26 protein-coding genes are annotated in these 21,890 nt (G+C 63.3%); 10 read left to right on the top strand and 16 right to left on the bottom strand.

Annotation, left to right across the window (positions count from 1 at the left end; translation table 11 throughout):
* Positions 1-10: 10 nt before the first annotated feature.
* The 11 genes from J7I85_RS19450 to J7I85_RS19400 form a co-directional block, all read right to left on the bottom strand.
* Entirely contained in the window at positions 11-1,099 is a 1,089-nt protein-coding gene (locus J7I85_RS19450) for a Rieske 2Fe-2S domain-containing protein (protein WP_214855777.1), read from the bottom strand.
* Positions 1,100-1,102: 3 nt separating this feature from the next.
* The gene (locus J7I85_RS19445; RefSeq protein ID WP_214855763.1) at positions 1,103-1,321 is read right to left on the bottom strand and encodes a recombinase-like helix-turn-helix domain-containing protein; all 219 of its coding nucleotides are present in this window, start codon (positions 1,319-1,321) and stop codon (positions 1,103-1,105) included.
* Positions 1,314-1,937 carry an alpha/beta fold hydrolase gene (locus J7I85_RS19440; RefSeq protein WP_214855760.1) on the bottom strand — a complete coding sequence of 208 codons (624 nt, stop codon included), beginning with the start codon at positions 1,935-1,937 and terminating at the stop codon, positions 1,314-1,316. Before J7I85_RS19440 ends, J7I85_RS19445 begins: the two co-directional genes overlap by 8 nt.
* Positions 1,938-1,953: 16 nt before the next feature.
* Positions 1,954-3,600 carry a thiamine pyrophosphate-binding protein gene (locus J7I85_RS19435; protein ID WP_251024576.1) on the bottom strand — a complete coding sequence of 549 codons (1,647 nt, stop codon included), beginning with the start codon at positions 3,598-3,600 and terminating at the stop codon, positions 1,954-1,956.
* 88 nt (positions 3,601-3,688) lie between these two features.
* A complete protein-coding gene (locus J7I85_RS19430; protein WP_214855754.1) occupies positions 3,689-4,477 on the bottom strand; it encodes an SDR family oxidoreductase in 789 nt (262 codons plus the stop codon).
* A gap of 88 nt (positions 4,478-4,565) precedes the next feature.
* Positions 4,566-5,309 carry an SDR family oxidoreductase gene (locus tag J7I85_RS19425; RefSeq protein ID WP_214855751.1) on the bottom strand — a complete coding sequence of 248 codons (744 nt, stop codon included), beginning with the start codon at positions 5,307-5,309 and terminating at the stop codon, positions 4,566-4,568.
* A complete protein-coding gene (locus J7I85_RS19420) occupies positions 5,306-6,121 on the bottom strand; it encodes an alpha/beta fold hydrolase (protein ID WP_214855748.1) in 816 nt (271 codons plus the stop codon). Before J7I85_RS19420 ends, J7I85_RS19425 begins: the two co-directional genes overlap by 4 nt.
* The gene (locus tag J7I85_RS19415) at positions 6,105-7,100 is read right to left on the bottom strand and encodes a VOC family protein (protein ID WP_214855745.1); all 996 of its coding nucleotides are present in this window, start codon (positions 7,098-7,100) and stop codon (positions 6,105-6,107) included. Before J7I85_RS19415 ends, J7I85_RS19420 begins: the two co-directional genes overlap by 17 nt.
* Before the next feature lie 26 nt (positions 7,101-7,126).
* Positions 7,127-8,161: a PDR/VanB family oxidoreductase gene (locus J7I85_RS19410; RefSeq protein ID WP_214855742.1), complete on the bottom strand. Its 1,035-nt coding sequence runs from the start codon at positions 8,159-8,161 to the stop codon at positions 7,127-7,129.
* A gap of 3 nt (positions 8,162-8,164) precedes the next feature.
* Positions 8,165-8,512 (bottom strand): RidA family protein, encoded by a 348-nt coding sequence (locus J7I85_RS19405; RefSeq protein WP_214855739.1) that lies wholly within the window; start codon positions 8,510-8,512, stop codon positions 8,165-8,167.
* 44 nt (positions 8,513-8,556) lie between these two features.
* Positions 8,557-10,164, bottom strand: a complete 1,608-nt coding sequence (locus J7I85_RS19400) for an aldehyde dehydrogenase (RefSeq protein WP_374102500.1) — start codon at positions 10,162-10,164, stop codon at positions 8,557-8,559.
* A gap of 354 nt (positions 10,165-10,518) precedes the next feature.
* Between J7I85_RS19400 and J7I85_RS19395 the strand changes: the two genes are divergently transcribed.
* Together J7I85_RS19395 and J7I85_RS19390 are read left to right on the top strand one after the other, a co-directional pair.
* Positions 10,519-11,799: an MFS transporter gene (locus tag J7I85_RS19395; protein ID WP_214855736.1), complete on the top strand. Its 1,281-nt coding sequence runs from the start codon at positions 10,519-10,521 to the stop codon at positions 11,797-11,799.
* A gap of 403 nt (positions 11,800-12,202) precedes the next feature.
* On the top strand, positions 12,203-13,243 hold the full coding sequence (locus J7I85_RS19390; protein ID WP_308159556.1) for an MFS transporter: 1,041 nt from the start codon (positions 12,203-12,205) through the stop codon (positions 13,241-13,243).
* 257 nt (positions 13,244-13,500) lie between these two features.
* Here the strand turns inward: J7I85_RS19390 and J7I85_RS25240 are convergent, their stop codons facing one another.
* The gene (locus tag J7I85_RS25240; RefSeq protein ID WP_251024574.1) at positions 13,501-13,719 is read right to left on the bottom strand and encodes a hypothetical protein; all 219 of its coding nucleotides are present in this window, start codon (positions 13,717-13,719) and stop codon (positions 13,501-13,503) included.
* A 29-nt stretch (positions 13,720-13,748) separates the two neighbouring features.
* Here J7I85_RS25240 and J7I85_RS25235 point away from each other — a divergent pair, with 29 nt between their 5' ends.
* The 6 genes from J7I85_RS25235 (at position 13,749) to J7I85_RS19370 (ending at position 15,936) form a co-directional block, all read left to right on the top strand.
* Positions 13,749-13,985 (top strand): cation:proton antiporter, encoded by a 237-nt coding sequence (locus tag J7I85_RS25235; RefSeq protein ID WP_308159555.1) that lies wholly within the window; start codon positions 13,749-13,751, stop codon positions 13,983-13,985.
* Positions 13,939-14,148 (top strand): hypothetical protein, encoded by a 210-nt coding sequence (locus tag J7I85_RS25230; protein ID WP_251024581.1) that lies wholly within the window; start codon positions 13,939-13,941, stop codon positions 14,146-14,148. Before J7I85_RS25235 ends, J7I85_RS25230 begins: the two co-directional genes overlap by 47 nt.
* Positions 14,145-14,960 carry a cation:proton antiporter gene (locus J7I85_RS25225; RefSeq protein WP_251024573.1) on the top strand — a complete coding sequence of 272 codons (816 nt, stop codon included), beginning with the start codon at positions 14,145-14,147 and terminating at the stop codon, positions 14,958-14,960. The genes J7I85_RS25230 and J7I85_RS25225 overlap by 4 nt, the downstream gene beginning before the upstream one ends.
* Positions 14,932-15,087, top strand: coding sequence for a hypothetical protein (locus J7I85_RS19380; RefSeq protein ID WP_214855730.1), 156 nt, complete (start codon positions 14,932-14,934; stop codon positions 15,085-15,087). Before J7I85_RS25225 ends, J7I85_RS19380 begins: the two co-directional genes overlap by 29 nt.
* Before the next feature lie 13 nt (positions 15,088-15,100).
* Positions 15,101-15,238 carry a hypothetical protein gene (locus tag J7I85_RS19375; RefSeq protein ID WP_214855727.1) on the top strand — a complete coding sequence of 46 codons (138 nt, stop codon included), beginning with the start codon at positions 15,101-15,103 and terminating at the stop codon, positions 15,236-15,238.
* 251 nt (positions 15,239-15,489) lie between these two features.
* Positions 15,490-15,936: an SRPBCC family protein gene (locus tag J7I85_RS19370; protein ID WP_214855725.1), complete on the top strand. Its 447-nt coding sequence runs from the start codon at positions 15,490-15,492 to the stop codon at positions 15,934-15,936.
* Positions 15,937-16,041: 105 nt separating this feature from the next.
* Here the strand turns inward: J7I85_RS19370 and J7I85_RS19365 are convergent, their stop codons facing one another.
* On the bottom strand, positions 16,042-16,332 hold the full coding sequence (locus J7I85_RS19365) for a DUF4235 domain-containing protein (RefSeq protein WP_214855722.1): 291 nt from the start codon (positions 16,330-16,332) through the stop codon (positions 16,042-16,044).
* Between the two features lie 1,140 nt (positions 16,333-17,472).
* On the opposite strand from J7I85_RS19365, the gene J7I85_RS19360 reads away from it, so the two are divergent.
* Together J7I85_RS19360 and J7I85_RS19355 are read left to right on the top strand one after the other, a co-directional pair.
* A complete protein-coding gene (locus J7I85_RS19360) occupies positions 17,473-17,808 on the top strand; it encodes a YegP family protein (protein WP_214855719.1) in 336 nt (111 codons plus the stop codon).
* Between the two features lie 756 nt (positions 17,809-18,564).
* Positions 18,565-19,464 (top strand): DNA/RNA non-specific endonuclease, encoded by a 900-nt coding sequence (locus J7I85_RS19355; protein WP_214855716.1) that lies wholly within the window; start codon positions 18,565-18,567, stop codon positions 19,462-19,464.
* 428 nt (positions 19,465-19,892) lie between these two features.
* On the opposite strand, the gene J7I85_RS19350 is transcribed toward J7I85_RS19355, so the two are convergent.
* The 3 genes from J7I85_RS19350 to J7I85_RS19340 all read right to left on the bottom strand — a co-directional run bounded on the left by J7I85_RS19350 (position 19,893) and on the right by J7I85_RS19340 (position 21,868).
* Complete coding sequence (locus tag J7I85_RS19350) at positions 19,893-21,317, bottom strand: TrkH family potassium uptake protein (protein WP_214855702.1); 1,425 nt, start codon at positions 21,315-21,317, stop codon at positions 19,893-19,895.
* Positions 21,314-21,454 (bottom strand): hypothetical protein, encoded by a 141-nt coding sequence (locus tag J7I85_RS19345; RefSeq protein ID WP_214855699.1) that lies wholly within the window; start codon positions 21,452-21,454, stop codon positions 21,314-21,316. The genes J7I85_RS19350 and J7I85_RS19345 overlap by 4 nt, the downstream gene beginning before the upstream one ends.
* 177 nt (positions 21,455-21,631) lie before the next feature.
* On the bottom strand, positions 21,632-21,868 hold the full coding sequence (locus J7I85_RS19340) for a hypothetical protein (protein ID WP_214855697.1): 237 nt from the start codon (positions 21,866-21,868) through the stop codon (positions 21,632-21,634).
* Positions 21,869-21,890: the final 22 nt, after the last annotated feature.

The raw sequence follows: 21,890 nt of genomic DNA, 5'->3' as shown, positions 1-21,890 counted from the left end.
GAGTCATCCATTACAGCCCTTCACCTCTGAGGATAGCGGCCTGCTTTTCTGCGTCGGCTTCGTATACGCGCCTGATCCGTGCGACGCCGAGGTCGTGCTGGTAGAGGTGTTCATCTTTGTCAGCGTCGGCGGCGAGCGCTTCGAGCACTTCCCGGTCCTGTTCCAGGACTGCCCAGTGCTTTTCTTCAAGGGTCGTCTTGTACATGAATCGCCAGACGTCGCGCTCCCAGTCGGAGACGGTGCGGGTGCGCCAGTGGAAAATCGCGGAGTTGTTCGCATCAATGGGAGTGGCCATGCCGACGATGCCAAAAGTCCCGCCGGGTCCTGCGGACTCGGCATAGGGGATTTCCAGATCGACGTAGTCCATGGCTTCGCGGCAGTATTCGACCCAGTCGAAGTTCACGCCGCGCTGGTCCGTCTTCTCAAAGAAGAAGCCTCGGTCAGTTTCGCGGATGCGGAAGCGGGCGCTGGTGTCTCCGCCGAACATTGAGTGCGAGTCGCGGTGGAGGAAAGCGCCGTGCATCGGATCCAGGACGTTGTCCATGTAGAAGCGCCAGGGCCCCTTCCATTCGGCGAAGTTCGAGAACCAGGAAACGTCCGGATTGTCCAGGCGGTCCGGCAGCTTGAACTCCGTTACCTCGGAGTCAGCTGTCAGTGGCATGAACGCGAAGATGGTGTCGGCTGCTTCTGCAACTGCCAGCGAGGTGGTAACGGTTCGGCCTTCGAGGGCACATCCGGGCATGCCGGGAACGGAGACTACCGTACCGTTTCCGTTGACCTGTACTCCGTGATATTTGCAGGCAACACGGTCTCCGAGGTGCTGACCGACGGAGAGGGGGGCACTGCGGTGGGGGCAGCGGTCCTCGAGCATGCGAATACGTCCGGTGGCGTCGCGGAACAGCAGCCAGTCCACATCCAGGCGCTTAACCTTGACCATGTCCCCAACGCCGACGAAGCGGGAGGGGTAGATGGGGTACCAGCGGTCCCGCAGCCCCATGGCTGCCAGTTCTTTGGCATTGACTTCGTGGCGGACGCCGACGACGTTTTTTGTCTTGCTCTTCCCGCTGGTCGGACGTGCGGTTTGTGTTGTAGTTGTCATTTCTTATTCTCCCAGTCGTCGCATTTCGGCGCGGAAACGGGCTTCGTCCCACGGGGTGCCATCCGGAGCATTGAGACCAAGGCCGTTCAGACCTGCAACCACCCCTGGCAGATCTTTTGTGCCGCCCGCGAAGACCTCGCTCAGTGCCCCGGCGAGTTTCTTCTCGTAGGGAGTTGCAGGCCTGGTCAAGGCCTGATTCGGTTCTAGGTACTGTTCAGGCATGGAAGTCCTCCTCTGGTTCGGCGAAGGTGTGCAGGCCTTCGGCGATGTTCATGAATGATGTGGCCCACTCGTTGAAAGAGTCAGCCCGTGTTCGGTGTGCGGGGACGGCGGTGTTTTCGATGATGACGAAGACGCCGTTGTCGATTCCTCCGGCGATGCTTTGCGGCTCGGCTATGTCGGTGTCTGCCTGCGGCACGGCGGCGATAACCAGCGATGGTGCCTGAACGAGCTGGAGCGAATGGGCATAGCCCTCGATGGAGGTGTCAACCTCCGGGTCTCCAAGAATCAGGCTTTTGACCAGCTCGGGATAACGGCCGGCGAGCACGATGGTGCCGTAGGCGGCACGGCCGGAGGCCACCAGGTGCACCGGGGTGACCCCGCCGTCCCGGAGCGCTGCCGCAGCACCTGAGACCCACTCTTCAAGCTGGTCTTCCGTGACGGTGGCGCGGAGAAAGGCGCCGTCGAACTTTTCCCAAATTTGTGCATCGTAGGCAGCCACCTGCCGGCTGTACCAGTCGCCGGATCCGGTGCCATTGTGAAGGCAGACGACCCGATGCCGGGTTTGCCCTGTGTCCGGTTGTGGACTGTCCAAAATCAGCGGTTCTGTCAGTGCCATTTTTTTCCTCGTCCCTCTAGTGGTTCCGGCTGGGGATATGCACCGGCGGCACAAACGGTCCCGGCGCCGGGTCCAGAGCTGTGACGTCGATTTCGATGACGGCCGGTCCCCGGACCGCCAGCGCTTCTGCCAGGGCCTGATCGAATTGTCCGGAGCCGCGGACCCGCCAGAACGGTAGGTGCAGTGATTGGGCCAACAGGTCAAAGTCCGGTGTGTAAAGGTTCACGCCGGCTTCGGCGAAGCCGTTGGCTTTTTGCATGTTCCGGAGGACTCCGTATCCGCTGTCGTTGAAGACCAGCACTACGCACCAGGCGCCCGAGCCGCCCAGTGAGGCAAGTTCACCGAGATGGACCGCCAGTCCGCCGTCCCCGACGATTACCGCCGTCGGGATTCCGGGACGGGCGCAGGCGGCGCCGATGCCCATCGCAAGTCCCTGGCCGATGCCACCACCGAGCGGGAAAATATTCGTTTCCCGCGAGTAGATTTCCAGCAGCCGGTTGCCCCACTGGCTGGAGGGGATCGTTACGTCACGGGCGATCACCGATTCGCGGTCCAGCCGTCTGCGAAGGCTTTCGCAGATCTCGGCATATCCGCCGATGTATTTGGTAAGGGCGGCGCGGACGCTGCGGCGGGTCGCGCGTACCCGTTCGGTCCAGCCCGCCTCGACGCTGGGGGCGGGGAGTTTCGCGACGATCTGCTCGAGCAGGATCCGGGAATCACCCCCCAGCCCGACATCGGCCGGGTAGACCCGGCCGATGGCTGCAGGGTCGATGTCAAGCTGGATGTGTGTGCTGGGCAGCGCCATGGAGTAGTGCTTCGTTTCGTTGGAACGGAAGTGTGTTCCAACACTCAGCAGCACGTCCGCGTCTGCGAGGAGTGCCGCAGCCTCAGGGGTGGTAGCGAAGTTTCCGATCACCTGATCATCATCTTCGGGTACGACGCCTCTGCCGGAATTGCTGGTCAGCAGCCCGGCGCCGAGGCGGTGCAGCAGCTCAGCCAGGGCTGTACCGGCACCCGCGGCTCCACCGCCTGCCCAGATGAGGGGCCTTTTGGCCTGCGAGAGCAGTTCAACGGCTTTGGCCACAGCTTCCTCGTCGATGGAGGCTTCGGGCTGCCCGGGGGAGTCCGCCGGGCGCTGCTCCTCGGGCAGGGCCAGGTATTGCAGGTCGATGGGCCATTCCAGGCTGGCCGGTGTATGAGGGACGGTCAGCAGGTGCGCGATAGCTTCTTCCAGATCTGCTTCGGCATCTTTGGCGTTGAAGATGGTCCGCGCGTAGCCCGATACTGCGTGAAGCATCTGCAGCTGTCGTGGGACCTCATGGATCACTCCGCGGTTGCTTCCGAGGAATTCACTGTCAATTTGGCCGGTGATATGCAGCACGCGGCTGCCTGCGGTCAGCGCCTCCACCATGGACCCGGCAGCATTGCCGGCACCCGTTCCGGTGCTGGTGAGGGCGACTCCGAACTTGCCCGAAGCGCGCGCGTAGGCGTCCGCCGCGTTTACTGCCGCGGCTTCGTGGCGGACGGCGACGAAGTTCAGTTCCCGGTCCACGGCCTCGATGAGGGGAAGATTGTGGATGCTGATGACACCGAAGGCGGTGTCAATGCCGTGCCTGCGCATTACCCGGACGAGGATGTCACCGCCGGTTGGGTTTTGGGGCATTTTCGTTCCTTGTTCCATGGACATGTCTTATCTCTTTCGTAGATCAGGGCCGGGCATGCCGTTGAGCGTTAGCCCGATGGCAGGTGCCTTACACATAGCGGCCTACACCGCCGCCGACGTCGATCGTGGCTCCTGTGGTGTAGCCGCTTAGCGGGGATAGAAGGGTAAGAATGTGGAAGGCGACTTCTTCGGCAGTTCCGAAGCGCCCCAGCTTTACCCCCCGGTCCTTGGTGATCTCGGCGCTCCACTCCGTGAAGTCCAGGCGGCTGCCTGACTGCTCGAATCGCCGACGCCACTGGCCGGTGTCGACCAGGCCGAGCAGCACCGAGTTGACCCGTGTACCGTCCGCGGCGAGATCTTCGGACAATGAGTGGCTCAGGTTCAACAACCCGGCACGCGCGGCTGAAGTAGCGGCCAGGCGCAGCTCAGGTTGGCGTGACAGGATCGCATTGACGTTGACCACTGAGCTGTGCGGTGACGCGGCCAGCGCAGCCCGCGCCGAGCGTACGATATTCAACACCCCGAAAATCTTGAGGTCGAATTCTTCGCGGAACTGCTCGTCAGATGTCTCATCCAGGGTAGCCATGAGGGAGCGGCCGGCATTGCACACCAGCCCGTCAACAGCCCCGAAGCTCTCCAAAGTCCCGGCAACGAACGCGTCGGTGGCTTTGCGGTCGGTCACATCGCAGGTGGCCAGGTAGATGGAGTTTTTATCAGCCCACGCAAACTGATCGAAAGCCGCCGCGAGGCGCCTGGCATCACGGGCGCAGGCAGCTACCTTGGCGCCTTCCGCGAGGAGGTAACGGGCGGTCGCCAGGCCGACGCCGGAACTCGCTCCCGTCACAACGACGGTACGGTCCTTTAATTGCAGATCCATCTGGTGGTCTCCTTGATCATCAGCCGGAGCCCGGCGTCCTGGGGGTAATTTTCGAGAATGGGCGATGTTGTGGGTGGTGTTAGGTGGCTCAGTGCCCCATGACGAAGCCGCCGTCCACGATGATGTTTTGGCCGGTGATGTACGTGGCCGCGTCCGAGAGCAGGAACTGGACGACCCCGGAGATATCCTCGGGCACCTGGTCCCTTTCCAACACCCTGGTCTCTTCGTAGAGCCGGTAGCGGGAGGCCGGCACGGACTCGGTTGCCTCGACCCTGGTAAGGCCCGGGGATACGGCATTTACACGGACCCCGGCTGCTCCCGCATCCCGGGCCATGGTCCGGGTCATTGCCAGGACTGCGCCTTTGGAGCTGACATAGTGGACCAGGCGCGGTGAGCCGTACAGCGCGGCGTCGGAAGCGACGTTGACGATGGCGGCAGTCTGCTTTTGTGCCAGCTGTGGATAGAGGTACTTGCTCACCAGCCAGGTACCGAAGGCGTTCACAGTCATGACCCGCTGGAAGAAGTCCGCTTCAAGGTCCCAGAAGGTGTCCCCGCCAACGCCGTCGGCAAGAGCTGCATTGTTGACCAGGCCATCTGCCCCGCCCAGTTCCCGGACGGCATCGGCCAAAGCCGCAACGGAGTCTTTGTCGGCAATATCGGTGATGATTGCCGTGGCATCGAAGCCGCGTTCCCGCAGCGTGGCTGCTGCGCGTTCTGCGATGTCGGCGTTTTTCTCAGCGATGACGATGCGGTCGCCTCCGGCTGCCAGCCGTTCAGCGATACTGAATCCGAGTCCACGTCCAGAGCCGGTGACTACTATCAACCGTGTCACGTAAGCCTCTTCCAAAACTCTAGAATCGATGTCGCCATCTCTGCCGGCTTCTCCTGCACTGCGGCATGGCCTGCTCGGGGAATGATCTTGAATGAGGCGTCTGTTATGGATTCGGCGAGGATCCTGGATTCATCAACGCCGGTGACTACATCGTCTTCGCCGACCAGGACCAGTGATGGTACCTGCAGAGACGGCAGCACATTCGATGTGTCGGTAGCTGCCATCATGGTCGCTGCGGCTGTGTAACCGGGCAGTCGGACCGCGGCCATTTCGGACCTGACTGCCGCGGCTGTCGCAGCATCCGCTGCTGGCGAGAGCAGCCTGGAAGCCCGCCGGTCGGCAAAGGCTTCTGGCCCCAGTTCGGCCAGTTCGGGGACGCGTGCAAGCATCCGGTGCGCTGACTCCCCGGTAACGGCCGAACCTCGGGTGCTGTCCGCTAGCACCAGGGAGCGCACAGCACCCGGTGCCTGCGCTGCCGCTCGGGTGGCGATAACTCCTCCCCACGAGGTCCCGATCAGGTGTGCGGGTCCAAGGGTGAGGGAAGCCAGAATTTGCAGGACGAGCCCGGGATGGTCGACCGGCCCCAGCGGATCCCCGGACTCCCCGTACCCTGGCGCATCCCAGCAGAACGTGCGGTAGCCGGCCTCGCTGAGCAGCTGTGCCAGCGCCCCGCAGGATGAGGCATTACCCCCGATGCCGTGCATCAGGAAGACGGGCGCTCCTTCACCACGGACCACCAGCGATACACCGTGGAGGGAGATACGGCTGCCCAGGCTTCGGGTGGCCGGAGCTGCCTCAGTGGGCAGCTGCATGACTTGCCGAATCTGCCGACGGAACAGTGAAGTAGTCGGCGCTGCCCGGGACAACGAGGGAGCGGTAGCCGTCATCGGGGATTCCGGCCATAGCCGTGCGAACGTTAACTGTGGGGGGCCCGGCGGTTCCCCACTGGTCCGACAGTTCCGGGGTCCGCTTCCACGTGCGGCACAGCCAGCTGTCTTCATCTACCTGCGCCACTTCCGAGGTGTACTCACAAACCAGGCCTGCAGGGTCGGTGAAGTAGGAGAAGGTGTTATCCCCGGGACCGTGGCGTCCCGGTCCCCACTGCGGCGCAATACCGTGGGTTTTGAGGGACCCAATACCGCGCATGAAGTGGTCGATGCTCTGCATTTCGTACGCCACGTGGTTGACTGCTGTCCACGGGGCCTGGTTGAAGGCAATGACATGGTGCTCGGAATTGCACCGAAGGAAGGACATCTGGTGCTCGGACCAGTCCGAGACCCGCATGCCCAGGACCTGGGTATAGAAGGCTGTGGCCCGGTCAATGTCAATCGTGTTCAACACGACGTGGGCAATTTTGCGCGGGATTGCCCGGCGTCCGGACGGCTCCTGGCTAACGACGGCGTGAACGTCCGCGGACAGCTCTACGAGCCTGCCCTCGGGGTCAACCAGCTGCAGGCCGTATCCGCCGGCAGCGTCGTCCAGTGGGCCGGGTTCACGGAAGAGGGGAATACCCAAAGCAGCGAGCTTAAGGGCGGCCTGGTCCACCTCTTGGGGCGTTGCGAGGGCGAAGGCCACGCCGCCAAGCGCGTTCTGCTGGCCTTTTTCCAGCTTTAGAATGTGGTGCTCGGAGCCGGTTCCGCGGAGCCAGAAGCGGTCGCTGTCCTCCTCGACGGTGGAAAGGCCCCAGACCTCGTGGTAGAAATCCTTGGCACGTGCCGTTTCCGGCACTTTCAGGGACACCGACCGAAGAGATCGCAACTTACAGACAGGCTCTGCGGCAAAGAAATTCATGGGGCTACCTTCTTACTTTTCGAGGGTTAGAGATCAAGAATCAGTTCGGCCGAGCGGCAACGCGAGACGCATACGAACATGGATTTGTTTGCCGCCTGCTCGGCCTGGGTGAGGAGAAAATCACGGTGCTCCACGTCGCCGCTGATGACGCGTGTTTCGCAGGTGCCGCAGATTCCTTCCGCGCAGGAGCTGGGAACGTCGATGCCGGCGTTGTTGAGGGCATCAAGCACAGACACATCTGGGGCCACGGGGATCCGTTGGCCGGTGCTGTTGCACACCACGTCAAACGCCGACTCGCTCTGCGCCGGGACGACAACTTTTTCTGGTGCCTTGAACCGCTCGATTCGAAGCTGCGCTTCGTCCTCCATGGCCCCGGCAACAGCCTTCAGCAGCGGTTCCGGACCACAGGCGTAAACCAGCGCATCCGGGCTCAGGTCTCCGACAGCGGCCGCCAGGTCAGGGTAGCTGCCGTTGGCTTCGTCGTCGGCGTGGATGGTGATCCGGTCCTGGGGCAGGGCCACGATCTCGGGAAGAAAGGCCATAGTGGCGCGGGACCGGCCGGTGTAGAGCAGCGACCAGTCCGCGCCTGCTGCGTGCAGTTGCCGCGCCATGGAGATGATCGGGGTGATGCCGATCCCGCCTGCGACCAGCACGTAGCGTCCGGCGTCTTCGAGCGCGAAGTTATTACGCGGGCCTTCAACCTTAAGGAGTGCTCCCACCGGTAGACCCTCATGGACGTGTTGGCTGCCTCCGCATGAATCAGGGGTCCGGAGCACAGCTACCGTCCAGCTGGTCGAATCCAGCGGGTCCGAGCATAGCGAGTACTCGCGTATGAGCCCGTTGGGCAGGTGAAGGCTCAAGTGGGAACCGGGTTGCCATTGGGGCAGCTGCGCTCCGGACGGGTCAGCGAAGGTCACGCTGGTTACCCCGTCCGATTCCCACGCTTTTTGCTGGACCCTCAGGGTCCGTGCGGTGGGCTCCCCGGTCGTTGCCCGGTCAGTGACCGGATTCTCCTGGGGAGATTCTTCCGGTCCCCGTGTGTGCAAAGTGACGGTAGTCATGATTCACTCCTGGCCCCGGTGGGCAATGGCTTCAATTTCCACCGTGGCACCGTACGGCAGGGCAGAAACTTCCACGAACGTCCTTGCCGGCCGGGGAGCGCTGAAGAACTGCTCATAGTGGCTGTTCGCTTCTTCGCGCAAGGTCAGGTCCGTGACGAAGTAGGTAGTCTTGACGATGTCCTGCATAGACATGCCGATGGTCGCCAACCGTTCCGAGAGCCTGGTTGCAGCGGCCTCGATGGCCTCGATTCGGCCACTAACGGGGATGTAGTTTTCGTCAACGGACAACGCCCCGGACACGAAGCCGAAACCCCCGGCCTGGTATGCCGGACTGTAGGGGTGAGCACTCACTGACTTGCCTTTCATTGGGGATGGATTGGAATGTGCTGCGGATCTCATGCGCCGGCCCAAGGCAATGGGGCACCGGAAAGATCGACGTATATGCTCTTTTGGCGCATGTAGGAGCGGATACCGTCCCTGCCTTTTTCGGTGCCCAGCCCGCTTTCTTTGATGCCGCTGAAGGGGGTGGCAATGCTGAACTGTTTGTACGTGTTGATCCAGACGGTGCCCGCAGCAACGGCGCGCGCGATGCGCCAGGCCCGCCGGTAGTCAGCCGTCCAGATGCCGCAGGCCAGACCAAACACACTGTCGTTGGCCTGGGCCAGCAGGTCAGTTTCATCATCAAAGGGAAGAACCACAGCCACGGGACCGAAAATCTCCTCCTGGCAGATCAGATCGGAGTTGGCCACGCCGGCAATGATGGTGGGCAGATAATATGCGCCCTGCTGCAGTTCCGGCTCCGCTGGCCGTGCTCCGCCGCACAGGATCTGCGCTCCGGCTGCCCTCGCATCCTCAACCATTTTTTCAACGGAGTCCCTGTGGGCATGGGCAACAAGAGGTGCCACCTGTGTGCCAGGGTCGGTGCCTGGACCCACCCGCAGGGCTGTGGCTCCTTCGACTAAGCGTGCCAGCACGGTGTCATAGATGGCCCGCTGGATGAATACCCGCGAACCGGCGATGCAGCTTTGGCCGCTGGAGGAAAAGATTCCGTAAAGCACCCCGGCAACGGCCTGATCCTGATCCGCGTCCGAAAAGATGATGGTTGGCGATTTTCCGCCCAGTTCCAACGTGATCGGCATGATTTTCTCGGCTGCGATGCGGCCCAGCTGCCGACCGGTTAAGGTGCCGCCGGTGAAGGAAACCTTGCCGACACCCCTGTGCCGTGCCAGAGCGTCCCCGACGGTCCTTCCCGGCCCGGGAAGGACCGAAAGCAGGCCCGAAGGCAGTCCAGCCTCGTCACATATCCTTGCCAGCAGCAGCGACACCCAGGGTGCCCAGACCGGCGGTTTGATAATGACGGCGTTGCCCGCGGCAAGGGCCGGAGCAACCTTTTGCGCGTCGCTGGCAATGGGGGAGTTCCACGGTGTAATGGCAGCCACGACACCGATGTGCTCATAGGTGGAGATACTCAAGTAGTCACCCCGCGGCGGGGTTAGCGCATCCTCCATGGTCTCAAGGGCCGATGCGGTGAAACGGAACGTGGCCGCAGCGCTCATGGCCAACGCCCGTGTCTCCTTGAGCGTTTTACCGGTGTCCTGGGTCTGCAGAAAAGCGATCCGGTCTGCATTGGCTTCAATAGCCGAACCGATCCTGTGCAAAACAGCAGCGCGTTCGTGCGGTAACTTACGGGCCCAACCGGACTCTTCAATGGCCGCCAGGCCGGCTGCGACCGCTAGATCAACATCGTCAATGGTGGCACCATGGAGCGTTGCGAAGACCTCAGAAGTTGCGGGGTTAACGGACTCAATCAGTGCCCCCGCCCCCCGGGCCCAGACCCCGCCAACATAAATCTCATTCAGCGTGTCCACGCCCGGTTCAAAGCCCCGGAAGGGGATAAATCCTTCGGAGTCAGTACCCGCGGGCCGGTCCACGATGCCCGCGCTGCTCTGCGTTGTCATCCTCAGGGTCCACCAATCTTTATAGTCACTCAGGTTGCCGTCCACGCTGTTCGCCGCCTAGCACGCACTCGCGGAAGCGACCGGAATGTGAACTAGGTCATGCCAAAGAATAACAGTACTAAGATACTTTGTGTCAAGGCAGTAGGGTCTTGATCTTTCAGCGCTAAGGAGATAGAACTAACGCAGTGCCATGATCTTCACCACACTTGAGAACCTCGCCAGCCCGCAATGTGGCGGGCCGACGGCCGAGAGAGCACATGTCGTGCGTGAACGGAGAAACCGCCATGACACAGCTGCGACGCCGGTGCCTCGTCCACGGCCTGACTCGCGGACCGCCGATGGTGGCATGCCCCCGCTTCGAGACTGTATTCGAAGCCCTCACAACCGTAAGGATGTCCAATGGACACGATGAGCGAACCTAAAAAGCAGGAAAAGACGAAACCGAATTGGTGGGTACTTTGTCTCGCATGTGCGGCCATAGTGCTCGATGGATACGACACGGTCGCGCTGGGCGTGTCCATCCCGGCGATTGCAAAGGACTGGGGTGTTGCACCCTCGCACTTCACTCCTGCGCTTGCGCTGACCAGCGCTGGAGTGGCTCTGGGGTATCTGGCGGTAGGGCGCCTCGTGGCCAAAATGGGCACCAGAAACGTCATTTTTTCGGCGGTCGTGGTGTTCACCCTGGGATCGTTGCTGACAGCGTGGTCGGATTCGATTCTGCAGCTGACGATTGTACGTTTCGTGACCGGCCTGGGACTGGGTGCCGTGCTGCCAGCCGCCGTCTCCCATGCGACCGCAGTCAATCCCGGTCGTTTGCGTCAATCGATTGCGGTGGTCGTGATGACTGGCATCTCTGTCGGGGCTCTCATCGCCGGGCTGGCCGGGAGCGGTATCGTGGGCGCACTTGGGTGGGAATGGGTGTTCATTGCTGGAGCCATCGCTTCTGCTGTACTTCTGCCGTTCCTGTGGTTCGGGCTGTCCGGTAGCTACGTATCGAGCACGCCCATCGACGCGGCCGAGGCCAAGCACCATGCGTCGGTTGCGCGTCTGTTCGATGCCTCCGTACGAAGCAGAACGCTTCTCCTGTGGGCTTTTTCGTTCCTCATCTTTGCCGTGTTCTACGTGTTCTCGTCGTGGTTGCCGACCCTGCTCACCAGTTACGGCTTCAGTACCGGTCTAGCACCGCTGGGGTCGGCGGCCCTGGGCGTAGGAAGCATCATCGGTGCCTGCGTACTAATCCTCGGATCTCGTCGATACCGGATGACGTCGGTCCTGGCTGGAACCTCGGCAGCAGCGATCGCGTTCCTTGTCATCTCTGCCTTCCTCGGCCCGGACAAAGCGCTGCTGCTGCTGGTCTTCGGTGGCGTCGGCCTCGGACTTCAGGCCGGCATGATCGGCCAGGCCGCGGTGGCAGTGACGCTGTACCCCCAAGCAACGGTGACCGCCGGCGTCGGCTGGGCGGCCTCACTGGGCCGACTCGGATCTGTTGTCGGCCCGATCTTCGGCGGCGTCCTCATCGGACTCGGCGTGGACACCAGCATCATCGTTCTCTCGGTATGCGTACCTGTGATCATCGCTCTAGTGTTGGCGCTGCTTCTAGGACGGATCACAGCAGCCAAAGCGTCGGTTCCGATGTCAGCACACCCGGCGAAATCGCCCCTCACCGCGCCTCAGGCCTAGCGTAAACCCTGCCCTGCACTGCCCCTTCGACACTGAACTGCAGGGGCAGTGCAGGACTCATCACAGGTTGAATCGGAATACTCGTGCCGTCAGTGGAATGCTTCCCCGGACGCTCCAAGGCAGAGAAGAAGAAAGTCCTGACGGCCGGCCCACAGAATCAGGGCCATGTTCAACACCATCGCTGGGGGACCGAGAAGTACCCTCCCGCGCCGCTCGACGATTCGATTGGCGGCACCCGGTAGCCGCACATCGAGGATCTGGGGGTAAGTAGAACTGACCTGCCAATGGATGAGCCAGCAAGTGCGAGGAGTCCGTTCCCGTGAACAGTGAGGTCCTGCCCTCACTCGGATGCTTGCATGGTTCTGCCGGTAGCGGGCGATCGATAAGCACCCGCAACAGCGGCATGACCTGCTTGCGCACTCCCACTCGCAGGGAACCGATTGACGCGACAGGAACGCAATTCGGAGAAACTCAGCCCAGAGCTACCTTCGCATGCCTCAAGGGTGCTGGGAACGGTCCCTTTGGTATGGGCGGAGCCGTTGCCCCCTCTCTAGCTCCTCCAGGCGCTCGCCGCGCTCGGCGGAGTGGGACTGACCACCGTTTCGGCGCAGTTGCTGACCCCGCTGGCCGTGAGCTGGCGGCTCCCGAACAGCGCGGGCGTGTGCTGGGCACGATCGCCTCCGGAGCACTCATCGGCGTGCTTCTGTCCCGCACTATCAGCGGAGCTGTAGCGGAATTCGTCGGCTGGCGCGCCATCTACGTCCTCGCCGCCATCCTCACCGTCGCACTCGCCGTCGTGCTGTCGTTTATGATCCCGCGGCTGGAACAGCGCCCGGCCACGAACTACTTTCCGTCTGCTCGGGTCCGTGTTCACCACCGTAGCCCAGCACCGCGCCGCCGCGCCGACAATCCTCATCAGCGCCGCCGTGTTCTCCGTGTTCTCCCTGTTTTGGACCTCGCTGACCTGCTGTCGGCGCCGCCGTTCTCCTTCAGCGTTGGCCAGATTGGCCTGTTCGGCCTCGCGGGCCTCGTAGGTGCAGTCGCCGCGCGGCGCGCCGGAATGTTCCACGACCGCGGCTGGTCAGTGCCAGCCTCCGGAGTCGCGCTCAGCCTCCTGGCCGTCGCCTTTGTCGGCGCCTGGCTAGCACAGTCCTCCGTCATCGCCCTGATCGTGATCGTGATCGTGTTGGATCTCGCCGCGCAGGCCACCCTCGTGCTCGGCCAAACCCGGCTGCTGTCCCTGCCCGGTCAGAACCGGAGCTGCCTGAACACCGCGTTCGTCGTCAGCAACTTCCTGGGCGGCGCGATTGGCTCCGCCCTCGCCGGGCCGTTGTGGGCCGCCGGCGGGTGGCCTACCATCACCGCCACCGCCCTGGGCATCGTCATCGTCGCGCTCCTCGTCTGGGTCCTGACCCGCCGCGGCGCTCTCATCGACCAGAACTGACACCCGAACACCTGGAAGGAGGTCCTCGACTATCCCGCATCTTCATCACCGGATCCTCGGAAGGACGTGGCCGGAACGCCCCCTCGGCCGCCTCCACGACGAACACGACTCGTCCTTCACGCGGCAACCCCCACCGGCCGGATGGATGCCATCATCCCCCTACGCAGGCGTCGTCGGCTCGGGACTTTTACGGCGGCACCCGCCAGGGGTGCGTCCCGGAGGACATTGACGCCGTCCGATTGCCTATTGGCTGCAAGCTAGTAATGGATGAGGAAGGCTTGGGGATCATCGGCGAAGCGGAGCAACCGACCACGTGAAAGGCGGTATTCGTGCTTGGACTTGAACTGGTCGTGATTCTGGGCGTGGTGGTCCTGGTGTGCAACATCGCGGCGCGCCGCGTCCGGGTCGCCGCCCCGGTACTGCTGCCGGCCAGCGGTGTCCTGTTGGGTTTCATTCCCACACTGCGTGAGGTTCATCTGCCTCCGGAAACCGTGCTGCTCCTGTCTTGCCGGCCTTGCTGTATTGGGAAAGTCTGACCACGTCCCTGCGGGAAATCCGGAACAACCTGCGCGGTATCGTGTTGATGAGTACGGCGCTGGTAATCGCTACCGCCGGGGGCGTGGCCCTGGTCGCTCACGCACTCGGCCTGCCCTGGGGGCCCGCTTGGGTTCTGGGCGCCGCCGTCGCCCCCACCGATGCGACCGCTTTCGGGGTACTCGCCCCGTGCGCTTCCCCGCCGTAACGTCACTGTGCTGCGTGCCGAGAGCCTCATCAATGACGGAACCGCCGTGGTGATTTACGGCCTGGCCGTGGGCATCACGGTCGGCGAGGAGCACTTCGACGTTCCCCACATCTCGGGGCTGTTCCTGCTAGCCTACGGCGCAGAGCAGTGGCCGGGGCTATGACTGCATGGGTTGGAATGCAGATCCACCGCCGCCTGGAGGACCGTCTGCTGGCCAACGTCGTCTCCATCCTGACCCCTTTCACCGCCTTCCTGCTCGCCGAGACCGTCCGCGCCTCAGGGGTCCTGGCCGTCGTCGTGGCCGGACTGTTCATGAGCCAGATCGGTCCCCGGGTGATCCGGGCCGGAGCCCGTCGGCAAGGCGAATCCTTCTGGTCCCTGACAGCGTTCCTGCTCAACGGCGCCCTCTTCGTCCTGGTTGGCCTGGAGCTGCCGTCCGCTGTCCGGGGGCTGAGCAGCGTAGGCCTCGCGACCGGACTGCTGGCTGTGGCGGCAGTCTCGGCAGTGGTGGTCGGCATCCGCTTCCTCTTCCTGTTCGTCACCACCTATGCGATCCGGCTCATCGGCAGGCGGCCTGAGCAGCGCCTGCGCAGGGTCAGCAACCGTGCCCGGGTAGTCAGCGGAGTCGCAGGTTTCCGCGGGGCCGTGTCGCTCGCCGCGGCACTGGCTGTCCCTGAGATACTGGCTTCTGGAGCCCTGTTCCCCGGACGGGACATGATCATTTTTGTGACCTCCGGAGTCATCGTCGTAACCCTGGTTATCCAGGGTCCGCTGCTTCCGGCAGTGGTCCGCTGGGCCCGTCTGCCCCACGACAAGTCCGTCGATGAGGAACGCCAGCTCGCCGAGACCACCGCCACCGAAGAAGCCCTGACAGCACTGCCCGGACTCGCAGACGACCTTGGCGCCGACCAGGAAGCAACCGATGGAACACATGCGGGCGCAGCACATGCTCTCCGTAATCGAACACGCGATTGACACCCTGGCAACCGGGCCGGAGCGCATCCAACAGCGACTCGCGGACGCCTACCAGTACAGCGGCCTGGCGGAACAGGTCGCCCCCGAGTCGGAACTGCCGCCCACGATTTTGGCCCTTCAACTTTGATCTGCAGGCAGCAATGGAGACGGTGCATGATGCCGAACGAGGCCAGGCAGTCGCCAGCGCCTTCAGCCTCAGCGATGACCAGTGCATCATCTTCGTTCGGAGAATCCTCACCGCGGAGCGCGAGCTGCCCGCCCAGCACGAGCAGCCCTGACTCTCTGCGACCAGGCGACTGCCCCAGAGAGCCGCCTGCCCGATCTTGAGCAGCGCCAAGTGCCAAGGACGGCCACCAATATCGGTCCGCCCGGGCATTTCCGATTCAGCTGGCCAGGGCTGGGTACGTACACCGTGAAAGGACGGATACGTCGCTGCCGCTCCCTTGACAGTCATTTTCGAGGTCGCCCTGGTCGGGTTCGGAGCGGTGGGCACAGGCAGCGCTGGGTCATGAATGAAGGAGGAGGAACAATGCAGACTGTCGAAGAGACCATCGAGGTGGATGTTCCCGTGCGCACCGTATACGAGCAGTGGTCGCAGTTTGAATTCTTTCCGCAGTTCATGTCCGGCGTGGAATCGGTGACGCGGGTCAGTGACAGGATCACCCACTGGGTGACAAACGTCGGCGGGGCCGAACGGGAATTTGATGCCGAGACAATAGAAGACCGCGAGGACGAGCGAATTGCGTGGCGCAGCACCGACGGCGTCTCCCACGCTGGAGCCGTGTCGTTCACGCAATTGGGCCCGCGCGCTCCCCGTGTCTGGGTCCGGCTGGAATGGTCCCCGGAAAACCTGGCAGAGAAAACCGGGGCAGCCTTGGGATTCGATAACATGCAGGTCAGGGCAGATATGCTCAGGTTTAAGGAATTCATCGAATCCCGCGGTACAGGCACGGACGCCGAAGACCCTAGACGGTGACCACGCCCCAGAGGTTATTACAACCCATACGAGAAGGTGCCCCGCTGCTCTTTTCGGCACCCGGATCCTCGTTTTATACCATGGCTGCAAGCCATAGGTCGGTGGTCAGTTGCCGGGCCATTCTCCGGTCCAGCGCTCGAAGAGCCGCGCGCCGCCGCGGTCGAGGATCGTCTTTATCACCGCGAAAATAGCACCCTGGATGGCGGCGGCGATCAGGATCTCTTTCAGGGCGTAGTCGCTGGCCAGGGCGGTGGGGGCCTGGTCACGGTCGCCTGGGGCGGCGTGCTTCCACACCTGTTTGAAGATTTGGCCGGCGATGACGCCGCCAATCAGTCCCGAGGCCAGCCCGATCGGCCGGTACAGTTTCGCTGCGCTGCTGGTGGGTTTCTTGGCCATGACATCCCTCGTGTGCAACAGGGGGCTGGGCTCGGACGCCGCCGCCCGGTGGCTACCCAAATTACTCCAAACGCAGCCACGGCATAACCCATTTGCGGACTGACCGATGGACGTCACTGAGTTCCACCAGACTTGCCCGGCGCGGACGACCCTAAAAGCTTCTGCACGGAACCGGACTAGGGAAGGGCCCCCGAACAATAGCCGGGAACATGTTTAGGACCGGCAAAAATTCGGAGGCGGGGAGGCGTCTCCGAGGTAGAAACCCTCGTTCGCCATCAAGTTAGGCACACCCTCGCGCAAGAAAGCAGGGGTGCTTACTCACTTGGCCATCCACCGCGGTCACTGCTGGACTGAAGATGAAAACCGTTACCTGCCATTCCCGGCTGCCAGTGTGCGCTGGAAGGGTCCGGTATGGGCGAACGGCTGACGGCGACTGCCGCGGCCGCGGCCGCCCAAGACTACGCCGGCGGGAAGGCTTCGACATGACCTTCCTGGGCCAGCGTGTGCCTTCGCCGGGCTGGCATTGGGCAGAGGGTGTCGGGTAGCCGGGTCCGGAGAAAACTTGGGGGAGTGCTCCGGACCCGGCGTCCCGGTAGTGCCGGGCGCTCCGACTTGAACACCGGGACATATGCGAGTGTCATTCATGGAGCTTGGAAAAAGCCGGGGTTTACCCTGAACAAGGGGTATGGGGCGGCGCCCGCACGTCTCGCTGTTTGTCCGGCCCGCTGCCGGTTGCGTGGCGGGCCTAACGTACTCCATCCTTGTTCGGCTCCGCGCCGTCCCGCCGATTCTGAGCTTTGCAGCTATCGGGCGGGACGGGACGATACGGTCGCCGGCCGCGGCGAATCTCTTGGCCGGGAAAGCCTCGCTGCTGGATTAGTCCCTGCCCTGCGGAGCATCACGCGGTGGCTGGTTTACTGGCCGGCGTGGAATTTTCGAGGTAGGTTAAGCCGCGGGCGTGTGGCCTGATTCAGACTTTGGCTGCCCTTGCGTTTTGTTGATTACCCTGCGGCTCCCACCCTTTCCGGGAGGACCGCCGACAAGTCAGCAGACCGTAGGGTCCGGAACACAGGGCAGTGTTTCGGACCCGACGCCGGAACTGCACGGGCAAGCGTATCGGCCGCCCTGGGGAGGAGATCCATGGCTGGAATGTATGAACTCTTCAGTGACGATGAGGACATGGGGGTCAGATTTAGGATCACGGCTCCGGATGGAACGGTGATGGCCGTTTCCCGTTCCTTTCCCGACAAGCAGGCAGCAGTGGCTGGCATCGAGGCAGTGCGCGCGTACGCCGGAACGGGACACATTACCGATCTGTGCCCGGAGGTCCCCCTGAACGGCAAGCCGACGCCGCCGGTAACGTCCGGCACCGCGCCACCGGCCCGCAAACCCCCATACCTTCGCACTGCAGCCTGGCTGCCAGCGGCCTCGAGCCGCCAGCCGATGCCACGTATTCACCGGACACTGTGGCCGTAAGGGGGACCGGCGGGGATAGAGCGGCTAAGGGGCGACGTGCTGGTCCACCACCGCCGGGCCAGTCGGCGACCCGAAAGCGGGCTCGACGGGCACTCTGTTCTCCGCGCCGGCCCGGACGTATCCTGATCCCGGCGTCCGGGTATCCGGATCCTTCCCCAGACACACAAGGAGCACCTTATGACTATTCCACCGTTGCCTGAACCGGATCCATTTCCTCCTGAACCTGGACCGCAGGGACCTGGTTCCCCCGACCCGACTTCGCCGCAGCCAGATCCTGATCCGGCACCAGGACCGCTGCCCGTTCCAGACCCCGGACCGCCGAATCCGGATCCCACCCGCAGGTCATAGCAGCCCCACCCCCGCTGGCTTGTTGGGACAGCTCACTTCGGCTGCCGCACCGCGGCACGAAGAAGAGCGACAAACTTCATGAGCAGGAGGAGTACGACATCCAGCGCGGGCGGGAACTGCGCCGTGGCCCCGACTCTCGCCGAAGCTAACAGGGGGACAATCACGTCCCGGCGGGGCGGAAGCGACGGAATTCCAGTTCCCTAAGTCGCTCATCCATGTCTTCAAGGCGCGGCGGTCAGAATGCATCGGTTCCGGGGGGGCCGGCGCCTTCCAGCCCGCGGGACAGGCAGCCGGGCCCGTCAGCTTTCGTCCAGGACGCCGGGACCGGCTGCTTTCCCATCAGCGGGCGTCCGTTTGCATGCAGGTTCCTTTCACCTTTCAGTAACACTGCACTGGTAGGGTCCGGTCATGGACGAACTGCTGACCGACCTGACCGCAACCAGAAGCGCCAAAGATTATGCCGGCAGGAAAGGCTTCGACGAGAACTTCCTGGACCAGCGCGTGCCCCTGCCCGGCCTGCCAGGCGTGGAGACAGTCCTGCTGCCGTACGCGAACTTCTCGGTGCTGATGCGCACTGATAAGCGCCTGGCGGCCGTCACAGGCGTGGACATTGACGGCAGTAAGCTGATGGACCTGGACCGGGCGGGCATCCCTTGGAAGCTGGATCCGCGGCTCCCCTTGGACCAGCAGACGGGGGAGCGGGTCTACGCCCGGAACGACATAGACCGCGGCCACCTGGTGCGCCGGTCCTCGGCCGTCTGGGGTGACACGGTGGCGGAGGCCGAGCTGGCCAATGAAGACACGTTCCACTACACCAACGCCGCCCCGCAGGCCGCGAAGTTCAACCAGGGCCTGGAACTGTGGCTGGGCATCGAGGACTACCTTCAGGAACACGCGGCCCAGTACCGCAGCCGGATCGTCGTCTTCACGGGCCCGGTCTTCAGCGTGCACGATCCGGTGTACCGGGGCGCGGACATCCCGCTGCGGTTCTTCAAGGTCGCCGTCTTCATCCACGAGGGCGAACTCGCGGCGACCGGGTACGTGGTGGACCAGACCCCGCAACTGGCCGAGATGCCCGAGGTGCCGCGGCCCGGGGCAGTTGAGGACGTCCCGCCGCTTGGCCCGTTCCGGACGTTCCAGGCCCCGATCAGGGACATCGCCGAGCTGACCGGCCTGGACCTGGACCAGTTGGTCGCCGTGGACCGGATGCCTATCGCTGCGACCATCGGAGCCGCCCCGGTGGGATCCACCTGGCGGAAGCTGAGCGACGTTGAGGACCTCGACCTGGACTTCGACCTGGAGGACTAGGCGTAGCTACCGCCGCCGGGCCAGCTGCCTGACCAGGCTTTGGCAGCGATAGTCGCCGGCAGCTTTTAACGGCTGACAGCCACCGTCGAGAGGCTGGCACCCCGAACCCTGGCGAGGCATTGCAGGAGCTCGTGGGTGGTTCCATACTCGGAGCTACGCGGGTCTGCAGCGTGGACGCAGGTGGCATCGCGCATTCGAAGAGCCCTTGTTGGGGTCCACACAGAGTGCCTCTCCCCGTCGGTCAGCTCATGATTTGCAGCAGCACTTTCCGGCCCGGCGGGAGGCGGGTGGTTTTCTGTATATACCGGCAGCTCGTCCTTGGAGCCCAAAGAATGCCAACTGCTGACCATCAGCCGAATGACACTTCGCCGGGGGCGACCTGATCGGGCGACGACCCGAGGAGCTTTACCCGGGAGTGTTGGGAGCGGTTATCCGATCACTGGTCGTTCTTCGGGGAGTTGGTAAAGACGTGGCCGTGAGGACAGTGCGAGGGCGGAGCCGACCGTGATGGTTCCAATACGCCCGGTGAACATGAGCGCCATGAGAACCCATTGCGCGCTGGATGGCAAGTGGTAGGTGATGCCGGTGCTCAGGCCTACGGTGGCGAAGGCCGAGATAGATTCGAAGAGTACTTTGTCTAGGCTGTGGTCTGTGAACATGAGCAGCAGCAGTGTGCCGGTGATGACCGCGGCGACGCCCAGGAGTGCCACGGTCAGGGCCTGGCGCTGCGCCGAGGAGCTGATGGAGCGGTGGGCGATAGTGACCTGGTCACGGCCGCGGATTTCGTTCCAGATCGCGAAGCCCAGGACGAGGAAGGTGGTGATTTTGATGCCGCCGGCGGTTCCGGCGCTGCCCCCGCCGATGAACATGAGGATGTTGGTAACCATCAGGGTTTCGGGTGCGGCCGAACCGTAGTCGATGCTGTTGAACCCTGCGGTACGGGGGAAGACGGTGCCTGCCAGCGTCGCCAGGAGTTTCCCGCCGAATGACAGCGGGGCCAGGGTCTGCTCTCTGTTCCACTCGAAAGCTGCGAATAGCACTGCGCCGGCGGCCAGCAGAAACAGGGTGCCGTAGATTGTTAGGCGCAGGTGGACGGTCCAGTTCTTTCGCCTGAGCCCGCCCCTGAGCAGGGTGATGAGCACGGGGAATCCGAGCCCGCCGGTGATCACGGCAGCGCAGATGGGGATGATGATCCAAGGGTCGTCTGCGAAGCTGATGAGGTTGTCGCTGTAGAGGGCGAAGCCAGCGTTGTTGAAAGCTGAGATGGCGTGGAATGCCCCGTGCCAGAGCGCTGTGGCCGGGTTGTCGTCGTAGGCACTCCAGAAGCGGACGGCGAGGATTGCGGCGGTGACGGCTTCGAACAGGACCATGAGCCGGGCGACACTGAAAAGGACGGAGCGGACGTCCCCGAAGTTCAGTGTATGGGTTTCGGATTGTGCGACAAGCTGGCCCCGCAGGCCGATGGTCTTCCGGACCAGGAGGGCCAGCAGTGTTGCCAGGGTCATGATGCCGAAGCCTCCGACCTGGATGAGTCCGAGAATCACCCCCTGCCCGAAGGGTGTCCAGAACGTGGCGGTGTCGACCGTGGCCAGGCCGGTGACGCATACGGCCGAAACCGCTGTGAACAGGGCCGGCAGCATGGGGTCAGTGTCGACTGCGGTGCGTGCTGCCGGCAGCAGCAGCAACCCCGCGCCGAGCAGGATGACGGCAAGAAACGCCAGCGGCACGGAGCGGACGGGATGCAGGAGCGTCCGCCTGACGCTGTCTGCCTTGTCCCGGATCCCGGAGCGATCCGGGAGTCCGCGGGTGCTGCGGTTTCTCAGGTCTTTTTGGGCTTGGCTGTCGGATGTCATTCGGCGATCTCTTCGGCTTCGGCGGCGACGTTGCGGATACCGCGGGAGAGGTCGGCGATAAGGGTGAAGGCCACGACCGCTTTGCGGGCAATGTTGTCCGGTTTGGCCGCTGGGCGCCCTGATGCCGGTGTGCTCAAAGTGTCATGAGGTCCTTTCCGCTGCGCGCTTCGGGCCGCGTCATCACCGCAAGAACCTAGCAGAAGGGACATACGAGGATTCTTGTGAGGGCTCATTCTTAACGAATCCTTAACGCCTGCATTGCCTGCCATGCCCCCGCGGCTTCAGGAAGCTGGCCCGTCGAAGTTCCGGTTCTTTCACGCCAGTGGTCCCGTGATCAGGGTCAAAGGGTGCCCCGGCATGTCCACAATGTAGGGCTTGCCGTAAAAGGCTTCTGACGCCATCGCTTCGAGCCAGGGAATGGGCCGGGAGGTAAGCCCGCGGCGGGTAAAGGCGGCCCTGAGCATCTGCCGGATCTCGGCCATGCTCTTGTCGCCCGCATTCCGGGCGACTTCGAAGATCGCCAGTTGGCGTTGCACGTTGATTCGTGCCATTGGGGGCCGCTTCAGTCATTGA

The organism is Arthrobacter sp. ISL-65, from assembly GCF_018613795.1.
Classification (GTDB): domain Bacteria; phylum Actinomycetota; class Actinomycetes; order Actinomycetales; family Micrococcaceae; genus Arthrobacter.
Note: the sequence above shows the minus strand (reverse complement) of the source record. Positions and strands in the feature narration are given on the sequence as shown.